This window comes from Luteibacter rhizovicinus, from assembly GCF_004342265.1.
GTDB lineage: Bacteria > Pseudomonadota > Gammaproteobacteria > Xanthomonadales > Rhodanobacteraceae > Luteibacter > Luteibacter rhizovicinus_B.
The window spans coordinates 1-18,848 of the sequence record NZ_SMCS01000012.1 but is presented as its reverse complement, the minus strand read 5'-3'; the positions used below and the strand labels follow the sequence as shown (position 1 = coordinate 18,848).

The window sequence follows — 18,848 nt, the reverse complement described above, 5'->3', positions numbered from 1 at the left end:
CGACCCAGCCGGGTAGCCTTGCCTCTGCCCTTCCGGCGCCTTCCCATGTCTGTTCGTTACGCCCATCTCCACCTGCACAGCGAATACTCGCTGGTCGACTCGACCATCCGCATCAAGCAGCTGGTCGCTGCCTGCGTGCGCGCCGGCATGCCGGCTGTCGCGCTGACAGACGAGAACAACCTGTTCGCGCTGGTGAAGTTCTACAAGGCGGCGACGGCGGCCGGGATCAAACCGATCGCGGGCTGCGACATCTGGGTTTCCAGCCCCGACGATCCGCGGCCGTGGCGCCTCACGCTGATTTGCCAGGACCGCGACGGTTATCTGAACCTCTCGCGCCTGATTTCCCGCGCATGGCGTGAAGGCCAGCATGGCGGACGCGCGCTGGTCGATGCCAGCTGGATGCATCCGGAAAGCGTCCGTGGCCTTATCGCCATCTGTGGACGCGAAAGCGAAGTAGCGCGCATCGCGCAAGGCAGCGGATTACCCGCGGCGCACCTGCGCCTGGAACCGCTGCGCCGGCTGTTTCCGGAACGGCTATACCTCGAACTGACCCGCACCGGCCGCGACGGCGAAGAACTCTGGACCAAGGCGGCGCTCGCACTAGCCGGCGAGTTCGCGCTGCCGGTCATCGCCAGCAACGACGTACGGTTCCTGCAGCGCAGCGACTTCGAATCGCACGAAGCGCGCGTATGCATCCACCAGGGCCGCGTCCTCGCCGACCCCAAGCGGCCGCACGACTACAGCGACGAACAGTATTTCAAGACGCCGGAGGAAATGGAGGCGCTGTTCGCCGACATTCCCGAAGCGCTGGAAAACACGGTCGAACTCGCGAAGCGCTGCAACCTCGTACTGGACTTCGGCACGTACTACCTGCCGAACTTCCCCGTGCCCGAAGGCCATACGCTCGATACCTTCATCCGCGCCGAAGCGCAGAAAGGTCTCGAGGAACGCCTGGCGCAACACCCGATGGCCGCCGGACGCACGCTGGAGGACTACCAGACGCGCCTCGACCGCGAAGTCGACGTCATCATCGGCATGGGTTTCCCCGGCTACTTCCTGATCGTGGCCGACTTCATCGGCTGGGCGAAGGACAACGGCATTCCCGTCGGTCCGGGTCGAGGCTCCGGTGCGGGCTCGCTGGTCGCGTGGGTGCTGAAGATCACCGATCTCGACCCGTTGCAGTTCGAGCTGCTGTTCGAGCGATTCCTGAATCCCGAACGCGTGTCGATGCCCGACTTCGACATCGACTTCTGCATGGACCGTCGCGACGAAGTCATCGACTATGTCGCACGCAAATACGGTCGCGATCACGTCAGCCAGATCATCACGTACGGCTCGATGGCGGCGAAGGCCGTGCTGCGCGACTCCGGTCGCGTACTCGGCATGGGTTACGGCCAGGTCGACAAGCTAGCCAAACTGATTCCGAACCGCCCGCTCGATCTCACGCTTTCCGATGCGCTCGGCCGCTCGGAAAAATCGAAGAAAGAAACCGACCGCGTCGTCAAGGATTTCTGCGACCTCTACGACAACGACGAAGAATCGCGGACGCTGATCGATCTGGCGCTCAGCCTCGAAAGCCTCACGCGTAACGCCGGCAAGCACGCCGGTGGCGTCGTTATCGCGCCCACGCCCCTGACCGACTTCGCGCCGCTGTACTGCGAAGCGGGCGGCGAAGGCGTGGTGACCCAGTTCGACAAGGACGACGTCGAAGCCGTCGGCCTGGTGAAGTTCGACTTCCTGGGTCTGCGCACGCTCACCATCATCGACTGGGCGGTGAAGGCCATCAACGTGCGTCGCGCGAAGACGGACGAAAAACCGCTTGTCATCGAGTCGCTGCCGCTGGACGATCCGGCCGTCTATACGTTGCTGAAGAAGGCGCAGACCGTCGCGGTCTTCCAGCTCGAATCGCGCGGCATGCAGGGCATGCTCAAGGACGCGCAGGCCGACCGTTTCGAGGACATCATCGCCCTGGTGGCGCTGTACCGCCCCGGCCCGATGGACCTGATCCCCAGCTTCTGCGCGCGTAAACATGGACGCGAACCGGTCGAATACCCCGATCCGCGCGTCGAGCCCATCCTGCGCGAGACCTACGGCATCATGGTCTACCAGGAGCAGGTGATGCAGATGGCGCAGATCGTCGGCGGTTACACGCTGGGCGGCGCCGATCTGCTTCGTCGTGCGATGGGTAAGAAGAAAGCCGAGGAAATGATCAAGCACCGCGCGGTCTTCCGCGAAGGTGCCGGCAAGGATGGCATCAGCGAAAGCAAAGCCGATGCGATCTTCGACCTCATGGAGAAGTTCGCGGGCTACGGCTTCAACAAATCCCACGCCGCAGCGTACGCGCTGGTTTCCTACCAGACCGCGTGGCTGAAGGCGCACTACCCCGCCGAATTCATGGCCGCGACCATCTCGTCGGACATGGACAACACCGAGAAGGTCGTTACCTTTCTCGACGAAACCCGCGCCATCGGCATCAAGGTATTGCCGCCGGACGTGAATGCGTCGGCATGGATGTTCGAAGCGGTAGAGCCGAAGGTCGTGCGTTACGGACTCGGCGCCATCAAGGGCGTCGGCCAGGGCGTATGCGAAGAGATCGTCGCCGAGCGCAACGCGCACGGCCCTTATCGCGGACTGGTCGATTTCTGCCAGCGCGTGGGATCGAACAAGCTCAACAAGCGCGTCATGGAGGCACTGGTGCAGGCCGGTGCGCTCGACGCGCTGGGCGAGAACCGCGCCACGCTGGTCATGCATATTCCCGAAGCGATGCGCGCGGCCGACCAGGAAGCAAAGAACCGCGCATCGGGTCAGGTCGACATTTTCGGCTCCGCGTTCGGCGAGGCGGAAGCGCCCAGCATCATCGAACTATCGGGCTCCGTACCGGAGTGGCCGCTGGAACAATTGCTTCAGGGCGAGCGTGAAACGCTCGGACACTATCTGTCCGGCCATCCCACCGATCCCTGGCAGGATGCGCTGTCGCAGCTGTCCAGTTGCCCGATCGGCGAAATCCCCTCGCGATACCAGCCACCGAAGCCGCGCCGCTCCGACGACGACGAAAACGCCAACCGTTTCCGCCGCGGCCCGGACACGCCGTGGACCGTCGCCGGCATGGTGGTCGGCATGCGCAAACGCGGCGACAGCGATGCGTTCGTACAGATCGAAGACTCCACGGGGCTGCTGGAAGTCAGCTTCTTCCGCGAAGTGTTCACCGAGTCGGCGCCCCTGCTTACCCGCGACAACATGATCATCGTCGAAGGCGGCCTGCGTATCGACGACTTCGCTGGCGGCTATCAGCTGCGTGCAAAAAAAGCGTATTCGCTGAGCGATGCGCTGGAACACTACTCGCGGCTGCTGCGACTGCGCGTCAACGGCATCGGACCCGACTTCGTGCAACAACTGCGGCAGGCCATCGCCGGATACCGTGGCGGCCGTACGCCTCTGCTCCTTAGCGGTTATCGCAACGAAACCGCCCAGGCCGATATCGAACTCGGCGAAGCATGGCGCGTGCGCGCCCTGCCCGATCTTATTCGCGTACTACGCGGCATGCCTGGCATTCTCGGAGCCGATGTAAGACTGGTACGCCCCGCGGACTGAGGGGCGAAACCGATACCCGGGAAGCATCGTCTCTTCCCGGGCAACCCCCACCGATTACATAAGCGGCACGGTCCCCGTCTCCTGGATCACAGCAATGTCATCCACATAAATGCGATTTGTGTCGTCACTGCTATTGATCATCTGGAGAGTCAGGCGCCGGTAGCCATCGGCATCCAGCGCGCTGAAAGGCACATAGACCTCCTTCCACCGCGGCCCGGCATCGACCAGGTCGTACTGAAAATATATGCCTCCCGAACCTTCATAGTCACGTATGACGCCGATGCTGAGTGCGTCCGATTCCTCCTTCGTGGCGCGGATTCGAAAGCGGAGGATCAAAGCGGAGTCGTTCATTCCCTGCATCGAAAGATCGGGCAATGGGATGCGTTGCCGCGCTCCGTCGCTGGTGCTGGGCAGTTCCAGTACTGACTGCCCATCCATCATCGATACGCGCGGATGCGACGGCACGACGTTTCCGGCGCTGTCGAACGTTGGGGTGGGCTCCCAACCCATGAGATCGCCGGTATCGAAGCCGGCATTGGTCAGAGGCACCTCGCAAAGCTTCGGATAATCCACATCGGAAGACCATGCGACCGGTGGACAGGCCAGCAAGGGCGGAAGGGGTTCCGCCGCATACGCAGGCGTTGCGCCCGCGAACACGACGCCAAGCGTCAGAGCACAAAGATAAGAGCGATGATTCATGAAACCACCTCGATAGCAGGTACGCGCACGCCGATCGGCGGCACGACGCGCCGTATACCGACGCGCAAGGGGATTGAATCAGCGCCACGCGCTACGGGCGGCACGATTGACGTGCGCTGCCTGCCTCTCCTACGCCTCTGCCGAGGTCGCCCGCGCAACAGTAGCAAGCGCTGTCGCTTGAACAAACATACTTCATTAAAGTGGCGCATCCGGCGATGACTGCCCATCGCTGGATGCGCCCGTTGCGAACAAATCGCGAGGGTCAGGTCTCGCCGACGGGGAGACGAACGATCCGTATAGAGCAGCGACTGCCCGTTGCCATCCATGCGTTCGATAGTGATTTTCAGCGTGGCGGGCTGTGGGAAAACGGCATCATCGAAGCGTCCTGTCGCGAGTTCCCAGCCGTGATTGACGTCGTAGGTCCGCGAGAACAGGGGACGTTCCCTGTCCGGATGGGTAAGCACAGCACTCAGCCGGAGCTGGCCGGACTGCGGACCTGCGACGCGCGGACATGCATAAGTTCTTCATTGGGTATTCTCTGCAATGGGTTGGAAAACTATCTACGCGGATCAGCGGATGGGCTGGCGCTCCTGATCCAGCCGAACGTCATCGATCAAAAGGCGCGTGGACACGGCGTTGTCGATGCGTTCGATCTCGACAAGAATGATCAGCGGCTCGTACGGAATGCCCTTGCCTGGTACACGCTCCTGCATCACCTGCCAGCCACTGTTCCCGATATCCGACTCGATGTTGATGAGCGGTACGCGAGTAGCCTCTTCGCCCTGCACCATCAGCGTCGCGGTCATGCGCAGTCGAGCCGTCTCCGGACCCGATGCCCGGGCGGACAGGCGCTGGAAATACGTCGACAGGTGGCCACCGGGATGACTCGTACCGGCGGGCAGGATGACGACCTGCGAAATCCTGTCGCCACGCGCGTTCAAAGTGACGACCTTCGATCCCTCGTACGAGCCGGCGAATGGCGCATCGAGGTTGCCTGGGCCGGCCTGCGCCATCCAGGGAGCGAAGGCACCCGTTTCGAAATCGCCATTACGGGTGAGGACACAGCGCGCGGGATAGCCCGGCGAATCGATTCCTTCGAAAGGACAAGGCGGCACGTTTTCATTTAACCCGACCTGTGCGATGACTGCGTTCGAAGCTGCGAGTGAAAGGGCGGCCACGGCCGCAAGGCGCGTGGTACGCGCCGACATCCATGTGATCTTCATCGATAGTTTCTCGTACTGAAAAATAGAGGGGTGCCGGTGGGGCCGGCATTAAGACCTGCAAACCCGGAGACGTCGTCCGGGTAGCTGCATTGCAGCAAAATGGTGCCGGGTATTGGGCGGCCCCTACTGCCGTCAAGGTTTCAGCTCACGGCAGTTTCAGGGTTCGCCTGCAATTCGACCAAGGGCGCCATCGCTGGTGTCTCAAGGGCGTGCCCGTTCGGTTCACTGCCACCCCGAAAGCAGTGCGTTCAATAACTTATGTCGGACCAGCCCTACCGTACCCTGGCGCACACCGGCACTCCGTGGCACCCGGTATACTGTCGGGTCTTCCCGAACCACCGTTGCCCATGAACCCCAATTTCCTCGATTTCGAACAACCCATCGCAGAACTGGAAGCGAAGATCGAAGAGCTTCGTCACGCCAGTTCCGGACAGGCGTTCAACATCGACGAGGAGGTGGGACGGCTGCGCGAGAAGCTGAAGATCAAGACCAACGAGATCTTCCGCAACCTCACGCCATGGCAGGTCAGCCAGCTTTCGCGTCACCCCGGCCGCCCGTACACGCTCGACTACATCCAGGCGATCTGCGAGGAGTTCCACGAACTGAAGGGCGACCGCATGTTCGCGGACGATCAGGCCATCGTGGGCGGCATCGGTCGCATCAACGGCCGTTCCGTCATGATCATCGGCCACCAGAAGGGCCGCGACACGAAATCGAAGGTCAAGCGTAACTTCGGCATGCCGCGCCCCGAGGGCTACCGCAAGGCGCTGCGCCTGATGAAGCTCGCCGAGCGGTTTCGCATTCCGCTGCTGACCTTCATCGACACCGCCGGCGCATGGCCGGGCATCAACGCGGAAGAACGCGGCCAGTCCGAAGCCATCGCGCGGAACCTGCTGGAGATGGCGGAGCTCAAGGTGCCTATCGTCTGCACCGTCACGGGTGAAGGCGGCTCCGGCGGCGCGCTCGCCATCGGCGTAGGCGACCGCACGCTGATGCTGCAGTACTCCACCTATTCGGTCATCACGCCGGAAGGTTGCGCTTCCATTCTCTGGAAGAGCGCCGACAAGGCGAAGGACGCCGCCGAGGTCATGGGTCTCACCGCCCCGCGCCTGCTCGAGAACGGCCTGATCGACAAGATCGTGCGCGAACCGCTGGGCGGCGCGCATCGCAATCCCCAGTCCATGGCGATCCGCCTGAAGGCCGTACTGCTGAACCAGCTCGACGAACTGGAAACGCTGCCGGTCGAAACGCTGTTGCAGAAGCGCTACGAGCGCCTGCGCGGGTATGGTGCGTTTACCGAAGGCTGAGTGCGCGCACGATAGCCCCACCGTCGCCCCTGCGCAGGCAGGGGCCCAGGGCGACCACGTTCGACATAACCTCATCGCTCACGATCTGGCCTTGGAAGCGCGAATGGACCATGTCGCGACAACCCATCGCATCGCGCTGGGCTCCTGCCTGCGCAGGAGCGACGGAAGAGACCCGCCTAGCAGCTTCGTGCGTTTCACAACCAACCGCCGATCGTCACAAAACCCGATGTAACATCGGTCGCACTCCAAGCGCGGAAGTCCTCCCATGGCCAGTGAGACCACGCAGAAGCTCGCCGTCCTGATCGATGCCGACAATGCACGCCCTGCCATCGTCGAAGGTTTGCTGGCGGAAATCGCCAAGTACGGTACGGCGCACGTCAAACGCATCTACGGCGACTGGACCGGTGCCCAGCTCGGGGGATGGAAGGCCGCGTTGCTGCGACATTCGATCCAGCCCATCCAGCAGTTCGCCTATACCTCGGGCAAGAACGCGACCGACTCCGCGATGATCATCGACGCGATGGATCTGCTGTTCACCGAACGCTTCGACGGCTTCTGCATCGTATCCAGCGACAGCGACTTCACGCGGCTGGCATCGCGCATCCGCGAGTCCGGACGCATCGTGTACGGATTCGGCGAGAGCAAGACGCCGGAACCCTTCCGCACGGCCTGCGACAAATTCGTCTACACCGAAGTGCTGACCCGCCCCACCGAGGGCGACACGACCGAAGCGCCGAAGCGGCGCAGCGCCAAGGAACTGCGTGGCGATACGCAGCTGATGAACCTGCTCCGCAACGCCATCGAAGCCGCGTCGGACGACACCGGCTGGGCGCACCTCGGCGCGACGGGCAGCATCATCAACAAGCAATCGCCCGAGTTCGATCCACGCAACTACGGCTACAGCAAACTCAGCGGTCTCATCAACGGCATCGGCGTGTTCGATACCGAGGAGCGCCAGATCGGCAACGGCAAGCACATCTACGTGCGGCTAAGCGCGCGAAAGAAATGACGCACGCGCTCGTCGATCATCTCGCCGCGGCCCTGACGGCGATGGAGCCCGCGCCACTGCTCGTGGCGTACAGCGGCGGTCCCGACTCCTCCGCGCTGCTTCACGCACTGGCGTCGCTGACCGATGCGCCACCGCTGCGCGCGTTGCACATCGACCATGGGCTGCAAGCCGACAGCGCGGCGTGGGCCGCACACTGCTCGCGATTCTGCACGTCGATCGATGTCCCCTTCGAACGCGTGCGCGTATCGGTCGACCTGACTCGCGGCGAAGGCGTGGAATCGGCTGCCCGGCGCGCGCGCTATGGCGCGTTCGCGACCGCGATGCGCCCGGGAGAACGCATCGCGCTTGCCCATCATCGCGACGATCAGGTCGAAACGGTGCTGCTGAAACTGCTGCGCGGCGCGGGCCCCGAGGGACTCGCGGGCATGCGTTCGCTGCGACCGTTCGGCACGGGCGCGTTATGGCGGCCGCTGCTCGACCTGCCTCGCGCCGTCCTGCTGGACTACGCGGGCGTCAACGAACTTCGTACCATCCACGACCCGTCGAACGACGATCCGCGCATGGCACGCAACTTCCTGCGCGCCAGCATCGTGCCCACACTGGCGCGCCACTGGCCCCAGACCGCCGCGAGCCTGACCCACAGCGCCGGCCTGTGCGCCGACGCGGCCGACTTCCTGCGCACGCAATGGCTTGGCGAACTGGATCGCCTGCGCGCGCGCGACGGCACGCTCGATGCGATCGGCTGGCTGGAACTGCATCCCGCACTGCGCGTTCCGCTGCTCGACCACTGGCTTCACGACGCAGGCCTTACCGCGCCGACCACGGGGCAACGCGAAGCCCTGGAACGGCAGATTCGCGAAGCCGGCGTCGAGCGCCTGCCCTGCGTGGCTTGGGGAGGAACCGAGGTGCGGGTGTGGCGTTCGCGGCTGTGGGCGATGCCTCGCCAACGCCCCGTCGACGCCTCCTGGGAAGCGTCCTGGTCGGGCGAGCCCCTACCCCTGCCCGGCGGCGGCACCCTGCGTCTGACGACCGGCACGCTCGCACAGCCGCTGACCGTACGCGTGCGCCGCGGCGGCGAACGCCTGAAGCCCGACGGCGACCGGCACACGCGCGACCTGCGCGATCTGTTCCAGCAAGGCGCCATGCCGCCGTGGCTCCGTCCGCGCTGTCCGCTTATCTATGCCGGACAAACACTGGTCGCGATAGCCGACCGGTGGACCTCGGAAGCGGGCGAAACGCTGTTCGCGGCGTCGGGCGGACGTCCGTCATGGCAGTCCGACGATTGATTAGAAAGCCTGCGTGAGCTAGTTTGTCGCCCATGTCGAAGTCCTCCTCGTCCGCCGTTCCCACGTCCTCGATCGCCGAGTTCGAACATTCGCTCGACGAACTCGAACAGCTCGTGGCGCGCATGGAAGGCGGCGAACTCAGTCTCGACGAATCCCTGCAGTCCTTCGAGCGCGGCATCGGCCTTTATCGCCATTGCCAGACCGCGCTGGAACAGGCCGAACTGCGCGTTCGCCTGCTGCTAGACCCTGAAGCTCCCGAAAGCGCCACGCCCTTTGAGCCCCACAACGACTGATCTTCCGGGTCCGCTGAAGGCGCTTATCGCGCGGGCGGATTCGGCTCTTGCGCGCGCGCTTCCCGGCGACGACGTACCTCCCGTCGAGCTGCACCGTGCCATGCGCTATGCCGTGCTCGGCGGCGGCAAGCGGCTGCGCCCCTTGCTGGTCTACGCGGCGGCCCACGCGTTCGGCTGCGATGCGCCCCTGCTGGACGCGCCGGCCTGCGCCGTCGAAATTATCCATGCCTATTCGCTCGTGCACGACGACCTGCCAGCCATGGACGACGACGCCCTGCGCCGCGGTCGCCCGACCTGCCACATCGTGTTCGGCGAAGCCATGGCCATTCTCGCGGGCGACGCCTTGCAGGCGCTGGCCTTCGAAATTCTGGCCACGCCCGTGCCCGATGCATCCGACGTATCTCGCCTGACCATGCTCCGGGTCCTTGGGGCCGCGTGCGGCGCGGAAGGCATGGCTGGCGGCCAGGCGTTCGATCTTTCCGCCGTGGGCATGACGCTCACCCTGACGGAACTTGAGCGCATGCATACTTACAAAACCGGAGCACTGATCCGCGCTTCGGTGCGTATGGGCGCGCTGGCCGCCGGCTGCGACGATACCGCCCTGCTGGATGGGCTGGACCGTTACGCCCATGCGGTCGGCCTGGCCTTCCAGGTCCGCGACGACATCCTCGACGTCGAAGGCGATGCGTCCGTGATCGGCAAGACCGCCGGCAAGGATGCGGCAGCCGACAAACCCACGTTCCCGTCGATCATCGGTATGGATGCATCGCGCGCGCATCTGGACGAACTGATCGGCACGGCGCTCACCGCTATCGAACCGCTGGGCGAACGCGGTGCATGGCTGGCCGACCTGGCACGCTACGCGGCGCAGCGCGCGCATTGACAGGCCCCGCCTCGTCGATCAGACGATGCGATCGCGACCTTGCTGTTTCGCCTCGTACAGACGCCGGTCCGCCAGATCGAGAAACGCGAAGTGTTCGTCGTTGCGACCCGGTATCGCGGTGGCGACGCCAATACTGACGGTAAGCACACTGCCCAAAGGTGACGCCCCGTGGCCGATGGCCGCGCGGGCGATCAACTCGCGGCAACGGCTTGCGACGGCATGCGCCGACGCCTCGTCGGTTTCCGGAAGCACCATCGCGAATTCTTCGCCACCGAAGCGCGCGTAAAAGTCGCGCAGGCGGGTCGCCGCGCCCGACAGAAGCGCGGCGATCTGCTTCAGGCAGGCATCGCCCTGCAAGTGGCCGTAGTGATCGTTGTACTGTTTGAAGTAGTCGATATCGAGCATGATCATCGAGATCGGTTCGCGGCTGCGCCGGGCATCGGCCCATTCGCGATCGAGGACGAGGTCGAAGCGGCGGCGGTTGGCAGCACCGGTCAGTCCGTCCTTGAACGACATTTCCTCCAGTTCCTTCTGCAGCGCAAGCAACCGGTGTTCCGTCTGCTTCCGCTCGCTGATGTCGAACATGAAACCGATCAGCGAATCGACCGTGCCATCCGGCTTGCGTACGACATGCACCACATCGCGAATCCAGATGTAGTCGCCGCCCTTCGTCAGTGCCCGGTAGTCGGCTTCGTGATCCACGCCGGCGATCGACTGCGCGATGCAATAATCCACCGCCCACGCACGATCTTCCGGATGCATGCGATCGACCCAGTCCTGGACGCTGACCCAGCTCGAACACTCCCATCCGAGCAGGCTCTCCAGCTGCGGTCCAACGTAGGAGAAGCTCTTCGAGTCCCAGTCGATCTTCCAGGGAATGGCCTGGGTCGATTCCAGCAGCGTCTTATAGACGGCCAGATCGTTTTCAATCTCGAACCCGATCGCTTCGCTCATCCGGATGTCCCCTCAGGTTTCAGGCCGCAACGTCAGGTAACGGCAGACTGGCCAATGCGCGCTCGTACAACGTCATGAGTGCCGTGGGCTCGTCGTAATCGATACGCTCGCCCGCGCGCAGATCGCGACGCATGAGGCGGATCATCTGGGTCGTCACGTCGCTACCGAATATCGATGGGGGCTTGCCGGTCACTTCGGCCAGCCGGCCGGCCAACACGGGCGAATCGCTTATCACCGGACAGACGCGATAACCGTAGGTTCCGCCGATGGCTTCCGGAGGCAGATCCATGAAGCGATCGGCACGCTGCGCGAAGAAGCTCAGCGACAGCCGGTAAGCGTTGTGGCCAACGATGGGCAGGTCGTCGGGAACCGGCGCCATTTCGTCGAGTTCCTGCAATCCCGTCGCCAGCGGCAGCAACTGGTCCAGACGGTAGGTGCGCATATAGGGATTACCCACGCGCACGAGATTGGCGATCAACTCGGCGAGGGACGCGTGACCGATCACCGCCGCCCGCTTCGGCAGACCGCCCCATGCACCATCCGCTCCGTTGAGCAACGCTTCCATCACCGAGGCGTTTTCGAAGCCGGCGCCCGAATGCACGTGGACAAGAATCTTGAATGGCGGCGGCAGATAGTTACGCGCCACGGCGACGTAAGCGCCGACCTGGAATGGCAGATAGGTACCCCGATCGTCTTCCATCGTGATGCCTTCGATAGGCAACGTCGCGAGAAGCGCGAGGATTTCGCAGGTCGTTTCCAGCGATTCGGAAAACGCGTCGCAACCGTCCACGATGTTGATCAGGATGCGGGGCTTGCCGCCGTTGTCGCCGCGCATGTTGTCATGCAGCCACTGGACACTGACGGGCAGGCTGCGGCGAAGCGTGGGCAGGTCGTAGTTGCCTTGCATGCCGAGCTTGCTGAGATAAATTTCGTGCACCGTATTGGGCACGGTATAGGCGGCGAGCTTCAGCTGCGACGCATCCGGCGTGAACGTGCCGTCCGGCGCGGCGATGCCCATGGCCGTGAATGCGAAGCAACCGGTCATGTCGATATGGTTGTCGCGCAGGTACATCATGAAGTCGTCGTCGACTTCGAGTTCGTCGGGCATCGCGTAATCGAGCGTGCCGAGCGAGATATTCGTAAACCCGAACTCACGCAGTTTCGGCAGGATGGCCAGCTTGTCGGCCAGGGTCTGCCCGATCGCGGAACCCACCGGATTCTCGCGCAGCGACAGATCGATCAGGTAGGGCCTGACGTTACGCAACTTTTCGAGCTTCGCGTCCGCCACGGCAAGAATGGCGCGCGCCTGGTCCAGCATGTGCGTCGTAGTCATGACTCCCCCCCTGGGAACAGAACCGAACGGTCTGCCTGCTTATCGGCAGGAGCCATCATAGCTGTAGGACCGGACTTGACCGCGATCCCTGCACAAAAGGCAGATAGCAAAAAGCCCGCCAGGGCGGGCTTTTTGTCGGAGCGATGAAACGGTCAGGCCACCAGTCGCAGGGCGAACGGGTACTTGTAGGTTCCGGTCTGACTGACTTTTATCGCGGCCACGATGCAGAAAATAAGATTCGCGATCCATAGCAGCGGTGTCAGGAAGGCCCCGATGACGACAAAGGTGAGAACCCAGCAGATGACGTAACCGATCAGGACCGTGATCTGGAAATTCAGTGCTTCCTTCGCCTCGGTGACGAGGTAAGCCTTTTCGGCGCGGTCCTTATGGATCAGCCATACGATCAGCGGAACGATGATGCTGAAAATGATGCCCGAGAGATGGGTCAGCATCGCGATATTGCGATCGTCGGTCGACGTGCCCGACGCGGGCGGCGGGTCGTAGGACGGGGGTGGAGCCGGTGGAATCTGGTCTGACGGCGTACTCATGGTGCGGCGACTCCCTTGATAGATTCGCAGACACTTTCGAGAGTCGCAGGGGCCGTGTCAAGAACATCCGCAACACGGGGCCGGCCTGGCGGGAACCCGCTTCGCGGGCGAGAAGCCAACGAAGAGGGAAAATCCCCCGGACCGCCCGAGGCGGCCCTTCACCCTTGTACTACCCCCGGCGAAAAACCGGCTCCGGCAGTCGCCGCGATCTATTCGCCCGCGATGGTCATTTTCTCGACCAGGAGCGAGCCCGTCAGGATGTGCGAGCGGGGGTCGACGTCGGCACCGACCGCCACCAGGTTCGCGTACATGTCGCGCAGGTTGGCGGCGATGGTGATCTCCTCGACGGGGTAGGCGATTTCGCCGTTTTCGACCCAGAAACCCGCCGCACCGCGCGAGTAGTCGCCCGTGATGATGGACACGCCCTGCCCCATTACCTCGGTCACGAGCAGCCCCGTTCCCATCCGGCGGAGCATCCCCGCGAAGTCGTCTTCGCCAGACCGCACGACCAGGTTGTGCACGCCGCCGGCGTTGCCCGTGGATTCCAGCCCAAGCTTGCGGGCCGAATAGCTGCCGAGGATGTAGCGCTGGAGTACGCCATCGACGATCAGCGGCGACTCGCGCGTAGCGACACCTTCGGCATCGAACGACGAGGAACCGAGGCCGCGCCGAAGCAACGGCTTTTCTTCGATCCGCATCCACGAAGGCATGATCTGCTTGCCGACATGGTCGAGCAGGAAGCTGGAACGCCGGTACAGCGAACCGCCGCTGACCGCGCCAAGCAGGTGACCGAGCACCGAACGGGCGACCTCCGGCGCGAACAGCACCGGACTCTGGCGGGTAGACAGGCGGCGCGAACCCAGGCGCGACAGGGTGCGTTCCGCCGCCTTGCGACCGATCGCGGCGGCCTGCATGAAATCGCCCGCGTTGCGGACGCTGTCGTACCAGTAGTCGCGCTGCATGCCCTGCTCGTCTTCGGCGATCAGAGCGACGGACAGCGAATGGCGGGTGCCGCGCTCCCGGCCGACGAAGCCATGCGAGTTGGCATAGACGGAAATGCTGCGGCCGGCATTGACGCTGGCGCCGTCGGAATTGTCGATGCCCGGGCGGTCGCGACCGGCGTCCTCGATCTCCCGGCCGAGGACGATGGCGTCCGCCACGTCGATGTTCCAGGGATGCCAAAGATCGAGGTCGGGCTGGGAGGTCGCCATGCGCGCCGCGTCGGCCAGACCGGAATCGGGGTCTTCCTCGGTAAAGCGGGCGATGGCACAGGCCTGCTCCAACGTGGATTGGATCGAATCGGGGTTCAGGTCGGCGGTACTGGCCGAGCCCTTGCGCTTTCCGAAGTACACCGTGAGGCCGAATCCGCGGTCGCGCGTGTGTTCGACGGTTTCCACCTCGCCCAGGCGCACATTCACGTTCAGACCGACGTCGATACTTGCCGATACCTCGGCCTGGCTCGCGCCGGCGGCGCGGGCGCGCCGGATCACGTCTTCGGCCAGTTGGGCCAGTCGGTCGAGATCCTGCGTACTGGTATCGATGCTTGCGACTTCGCTCACGTGGGCTTCCTGAAGGGGGGCGGGTAGAATGCGTCCTTACGACGCCTCATCGACCGCAAGAATGGGGTCTTGGCGGCCCGAATAAAAGCAACCGCGCCGCGCATGGTGCCATGGAACCTTCATTGACGACCGTACGCAGCGGCTTCTACCGCCATTACAAAGGTAATCCGTATCGCGTGCTGGGCACCGCCCGGCATAGCGAAACCATGGAGGAGCTGGTGGTTTACCAGGCCCTCTACGGCGACCACGGACTCTGGGTACGTCCCGCGGGGATGTTCGCCGAAACCGTCGAGATCGACGGCAAGGTCATCCCCCGCTTCACCTACGAAAACGACGCGCCCGGCTTCGACGAACTGACTGGAAATACGCTGTGACGAACGAAACGTACGACGAAGGACGAGACCTCGGGCGCGGCCGCAGCGAAAATCGCCGCAAAGCGCTCGACATCCTGAAGCTGGCCGGCCAGCTCATGGAGCTGCCGCCCAGCCGCATTCCCAAGCTGAATTTGCCGGACGACATCGTCGACGAAATCGCCCGCACGCGGAAAATCACCGCGCACATCGCCCGCAAGCGACAGCTCGCCTTCCTCGCCAAGCAGATGCGCAAGCATGGCGACGAGGCGTTCACCGACGCCCGCGCCGCGCTGGGCGAAGACCGCCAGCGTCAGCGCGAGGACGCCGCCTTCATGCACCGCATCGAGGCCCGGCGCGAGCGCCTGATGGAAGACGGCGACGTCGCCCTCGGCGAACTGTTCGACCAGCACCCGGAGCTGGATCGCCAGCACATGCGTTCGCTGATACGGCAGGCGCGTATCGAAAAGGAAAAGGCGAAGCCGCCGCACGCGTTCCGCGAGCTGTATCAGATCCTGAAGGATCTGGAAGCGAAGGGACAGGACGACGCGGACGGGGACGTGGACGTGGAAGCCCACGACCCGGAAGACAAAGCCCAGGAATGAGCCCGGCCCCGCGCACTTGATCGCTGTGGGAGCGCGCCTGCGCGCGAAAACCTACGAAGCGGTGACGGCGCGGGTGGCATCCGCAGCCCGAAGACCGGGCTTGCGGAGTTGAATATCCGTCTTCCTCGCCCTGTGGGCTTTCGCGCGCAGGCGCGCTCCCACAGGGATCAAAAGCGCTTGTTGCCGACCGGCGATCAGGCCGCCGTACCGCCCACCGTCATGGCATCCACGCGCAACGTCGGCTGCCCCACGCCGACGGGCACGCTCTGCCCGTCCTTGCCGCACACGCCCACGCCTTCGTCGAGCTTCAGATCGTTGCCGATCATCGATACGCGGGTCAGTACTTCGGGACCGGCGCCGACCAGGGTCGCGCCCTTCACCGGACGGGTGATCTTGCCGTCCTCGATCAGATAGGCCTCGCTGGCGGAGAACACGAACTTGCCATTGGTGATGTCGACCTGGCCACCGCCGAAGTTGACGGCATACAGGCCCTTCTTCACCGAACGGATGATCTCTTCCGGATCGCGCTCGCCCGCGAGCATGTAAGTATTGGTCATACGCGGCATGGGCAACTGCGCGAACGACTCGCGACGGCCGTTACCCGTGGACTTCGTGCCCATCAGCCGTGCGTTGAGCTTGTCCTGCATGTAGCCCTTCAGGATGCCGTTCTCGATCAGCGTCGTGCATTCGGTGGGCGTGCCCTCGTCGTCGATGGACAGCGAACCGCGACGACCCGGTAGCGTACCGTCGTCGACCACGGTCACGCCTTCGGCCGCTACGCGCTGGCCGATGCGGCCGGCGAATGCCGAGCTTCCCTTGCGATTGAAATCGCCTTCCAGACCGTGACCGATGGCCTCATGCAGCAGCACGCCCGGCCAGCCGGGACCGAGTACGACCGGCATGCTGCCGGCCGGGGCATCGACGGCTTCCAGGTTCACCAGGGCCTGACGCACGGCTTCGGCCGCGAAGGCCTGCGCGCGACCGTTCTCGATCAGTTCGCGGTAACCGTAGCGGCCGCCGCCGCCCGAATGACCCTGCTCGCGCCGGCCACCCTGCTCGACGATCACCTGCACGTTCAGCCGCACCAGCGGACGCACATCGGCAGCCAGCGTGCCATCGGATGCCGCGATGAGGATCGTGTCCATGGTCGCGGCAAGGCTCACCACGACCTGCTTCACGCGCGGGTCCCGGGAGCGGGCATAGGCGTCGACCTCGCGCAGCAGCGTCACCTTGTCTTCGTTCGGCAGGCTTTCGACCGGATCGATGGCCGGGTACAGGCCCCGGCCGCTACGCAGCGCCAGCGGCTGGCCGGCACCCGCTCCGCCCTGGGCGATAGCGCGGGCCGCGCGCGACGCTTCGAGCAGCTGCGGCAGGACGATATCGTCGGAATAGGAAAAACCGGTCTTCTCGCCCGACATGGCGCGCACGCCCACGCCCTGCTCGATCGAATGCGAGCCTTCCTTCACGATGCCCTCTTCCAGCACCCACGATTCGCTTCGCGAATGCTGGAAATAGATATCCGCGGCATCGATCGACGGGCCCATCAACTGGGAAAATACGCGGTCGAGATCGTTGGCGGCCAGGCCACCCGGAGTGAGAAGACGGCGTTCGGCGAGCGAAATCAGGGAATCCATCGAGACAAAGCCAGTTGAGTCCGGAAGTCCCCAAGTTGGGGGCGAAGGCCATGAGCTTAAACCCCGCGAGCCCCCGTGGGCGAACGCGATGCGTCCTTGAGGTGCCATGACGCTAATATGCGGCCACGGGCACCGGCCTATTCGGGCGCCTCGATCACCACTGGGGAAGGAAGGAACATGAGCAAGGGAAAGAAACGGGACTTCGCCAGGCGGGTGGCTGTCGCGCCCGTGACACGCGCGGGCGCCGTCGTCGAGGAAACCCGCGGCCTTCTCGGCCGCAGCGGCGAACTGAAGCCCGGCAAGGCGATGGTCAGCACCGCCATCGCGCTATCGCTGGCTATCCTCGCACTGCTTGCGGTCGCCGCCTTCCACTACCCGGAATACCTGACGACGCCGCAGCTTCGCGCGAAGTATTCGGTCGACGTGCTGCGCCAGCTATTGCTCGGCGCGCTGCTGATTTCCGGCGGCATGTCGCTCGCCAACGTCATCCTGAATCGCCAGCGCAATCTCAACATCGGCGTTTTCGCCATCGTCGTGATTGCCGTCGCCTGCGGCGGGTCCCGCGTACCGGTGGGCGCCTTCCCCGACCATACCCCGTATATCGGCCTGGACTGGTTCATCCTCGACCTGCTCGGATCGACGCTGATCTTCGTCGTTATCGAGAAGCTGTTCCCCTTGTACAAAGGGCAGTCCATTTTCCGCTTCGAGTGGCAGACGGACATGAAGCATTTCGCGGTGAACCACTTCATCGTGGGCCTCGCGCTGCTGGTCGTGAACTTCCTTATCCACCACGCCTTCGGCTGGCTGACGAACAGCGACTTCCAGCAGTTCGTGCGCAATATCCATTTCGTGCCACAGCTTCTGTTGTGCATTCTGGTGGCGGATCTATCGCAGTACTGGACGCACCGCGCGTATCACGAGATACCGTTCTTCTGGCGATTCCACTCCGTGCATCACAGCGTGAAAACGATGGACTGGCTGGCCGGTTCGCGCCAGCACATGCTGGAACTCATCGTCACCCGCGTGCTCGTACTTGCGCCGCTGTACGTCCTCGGTTTCAGCGAAGGCGTGATGAATGCGTACATCCTCGTGGTCGGCTTCCAGGCCGTCTTCAATCACGCCAACGTTCATCTGCCGTGGGGACCGCTGAAATACATCGTCGTCACGCCGGACTTCCACCACTGGCATCACGCGTCGGATGACGAGGCTATCGACAAGAACTACGCCGCGCATTACGCGTTCCTCGATTACCTGTTCGGTACGGCGGTGAAGTCGACGAAGAAGTTTCCGGAGAAATACGGCGTCGTGGGCGATTACATGCCCGACGGGTTCGTTAAGCAGCAGATGTTTCCGTTCCGGCGGGCGAAGAAGGACGTTGGGTAACCGGTATCGCTCGCCATGCGGGATCGCCGCGGATTCCGGCGTACGCCGGATTGACGGTGAGGGTCAGATAGTTCGAGGGAATCCATATTCCCTCTACGTCATTCCGGCGTACGTGTTCCGTGCCGGGACATAGGTAACAGGTGTGCCAGGACATGGGTTACACCTTACGCCGGTTCATTAAGGTCAATCGT

The 18,848-nt window shown here is 63.7% G+C and carries 16 protein-coding genes; 9 read left to right on the top strand and 7 right to left on the bottom strand.

Features of this window, described 5'->3' with window-relative positions; all coding sequences use genetic code 11:
* Nucleotides 1-45 precede the first annotated feature (45 nt).
* Nucleotides 46-3,591: a DNA polymerase III subunit alpha gene (gene dnaE / locus EC912_RS18650; protein ID WP_132147397.1), complete on the top strand. Its 3,546-nt coding sequence runs from the start codon at nucleotides 46-48 to the stop codon at nucleotides 3,589-3,591.
* 54 nt (nucleotides 3,592-3,645) lie between these two features.
* Here dnaE and EC912_RS18645 read toward each other — a convergent pair whose 3' ends face one another.
* Both EC912_RS18645 and EC912_RS18640 read right to left on the bottom strand, forming a co-directional pair.
* Nucleotides 3,646-4,164 carry a hypothetical protein gene (locus EC912_RS18645; RefSeq protein WP_132147394.1) on the bottom strand — a complete coding sequence of 173 codons (519 nt, stop codon included), beginning with the start codon at nucleotides 4,162-4,164 and terminating at the stop codon, nucleotides 3,646-3,648.
* A gap of 695 nt (nucleotides 4,165-4,859) precedes the next feature.
* On the bottom strand, nucleotides 4,860-5,513 hold the full coding sequence (locus EC912_RS18640) for a hypothetical protein (protein WP_132147391.1): 654 nt from the start codon (nucleotides 5,511-5,513) through the stop codon (nucleotides 4,860-4,862).
* Nucleotides 5,514-5,860: 347 nt separating this feature from the next.
* On the opposite strand from EC912_RS18640, the gene EC912_RS18635 reads away from it, so the two are divergent.
* The 5 genes from EC912_RS18635 to ispA all read left to right on the top strand — a co-directional run bounded on the left by EC912_RS18635 (nucleotide 5,861) and on the right by ispA (nucleotide 10,291).
* Complete coding sequence (locus EC912_RS18635) at nucleotides 5,861-6,820, top strand: acetyl-CoA carboxylase carboxyltransferase subunit alpha (protein ID WP_132147388.1); 960 nt, start codon at nucleotides 5,861-5,863, stop codon at nucleotides 6,818-6,820.
* A 265-nt stretch (nucleotides 6,821-7,085) separates the two neighbouring features.
* Nucleotides 7,086-7,829: an NYN domain-containing protein gene (locus tag EC912_RS18630; RefSeq protein WP_132147385.1), complete on the top strand. Its 744-nt coding sequence runs from the start codon at nucleotides 7,086-7,088 to the stop codon at nucleotides 7,827-7,829.
* Complete coding sequence (gene tilS, locus EC912_RS18625) at nucleotides 7,826-9,115, top strand: tRNA lysidine(34) synthetase TilS (RefSeq protein ID WP_132147382.1); 1,290 nt, start codon at nucleotides 7,826-7,828, stop codon at nucleotides 9,113-9,115. Before EC912_RS18630 ends, tilS begins: the two co-directional genes overlap by 4 nt.
* A 32-nt stretch (nucleotides 9,116-9,147) precedes the next feature.
* Entirely contained in the window at nucleotides 9,148-9,408 is a 261-nt protein-coding gene (locus EC912_RS18620; RefSeq protein WP_132147379.1) for an exodeoxyribonuclease VII small subunit, read from the top strand.
* Nucleotides 9,389-10,291, top strand: coding sequence for a (2E,6E)-farnesyl diphosphate synthase (gene ispA / locus EC912_RS18615; protein WP_132147376.1), 903 nt, complete (start codon nucleotides 9,389-9,391; stop codon nucleotides 10,289-10,291). The genes EC912_RS18620 and ispA overlap by 20 nt, the downstream gene beginning before the upstream one ends.
* A gap of 18 nt (nucleotides 10,292-10,309) precedes the next feature.
* Here ispA and EC912_RS18610 read toward each other — a convergent pair whose 3' ends face one another.
* The 4 genes from EC912_RS18610 to pmbA form a co-directional block, all read right to left on the bottom strand.
* Nucleotides 10,310-11,245, bottom strand: coding sequence for a GGDEF domain-containing protein (locus tag EC912_RS18610; protein WP_132147373.1), 936 nt, complete (start codon nucleotides 11,243-11,245; stop codon nucleotides 10,310-10,312).
* A gap of 19 nt (nucleotides 11,246-11,264) precedes the next feature.
* Nucleotides 11,265-12,578, bottom strand: a complete 1,314-nt coding sequence (locus EC912_RS18605) for a homocitrate synthase (RefSeq protein WP_132147370.1) — start codon at nucleotides 12,576-12,578, stop codon at nucleotides 11,265-11,267.
* A 152-nt stretch (nucleotides 12,579-12,730) separates the two neighbouring features.
* The gene (locus tag EC912_RS18600; protein ID WP_132147367.1) at nucleotides 12,731-13,126 is read right to left on the bottom strand and encodes a DUF4870 domain-containing protein; all 396 of its coding nucleotides are present in this window, start codon (nucleotides 13,124-13,126) and stop codon (nucleotides 12,731-12,733) included.
* A 209-nt stretch (nucleotides 13,127-13,335) separates the two neighbouring features.
* Nucleotides 13,336-14,685 (bottom strand): metalloprotease PmbA, encoded by a 1,350-nt coding sequence (pmbA, locus tag EC912_RS18595; protein ID WP_132147364.1) that lies wholly within the window; start codon nucleotides 14,683-14,685, stop codon nucleotides 13,336-13,338.
* A gap of 110 nt (nucleotides 14,686-14,795) precedes the next feature.
* Between pmbA and EC912_RS18590 the strand changes: the two genes are divergently transcribed.
* Nucleotides 14,796-15,059, top strand: a complete 264-nt coding sequence (locus EC912_RS18590; protein WP_132147361.1) for a DUF1653 domain-containing protein — start codon at nucleotides 14,796-14,798, stop codon at nucleotides 15,057-15,059.
* Entirely contained in the window at nucleotides 15,056-15,640 is a 585-nt protein-coding gene (gene yjgA / locus EC912_RS18585) for a ribosome biogenesis factor YjgA (protein ID WP_132147358.1), read from the top strand. Before EC912_RS18590 ends, yjgA begins: the two co-directional genes overlap by 4 nt.
* A gap of 194 nt (nucleotides 15,641-15,834) precedes the next feature.
* On the opposite strand, the gene tldD is transcribed toward yjgA, so the two are convergent.
* Nucleotides 15,835-17,274, bottom strand: a complete 1,440-nt coding sequence (gene tldD / locus EC912_RS18580) for a metalloprotease TldD (RefSeq protein ID WP_132147355.1) — start codon at nucleotides 17,272-17,274, stop codon at nucleotides 15,835-15,837.
* Between the two features lie 177 nt (nucleotides 17,275-17,451).
* Between tldD and EC912_RS18575 the strand changes: the two genes are divergently transcribed.
* Complete coding sequence (locus EC912_RS18575; protein WP_132147352.1) at nucleotides 17,452-18,657, top strand: sterol desaturase family protein; 1,206 nt, start codon at nucleotides 17,452-17,454, stop codon at nucleotides 18,655-18,657.
* Nucleotides 18,658-18,848: the final 191 nt, after the last annotated feature.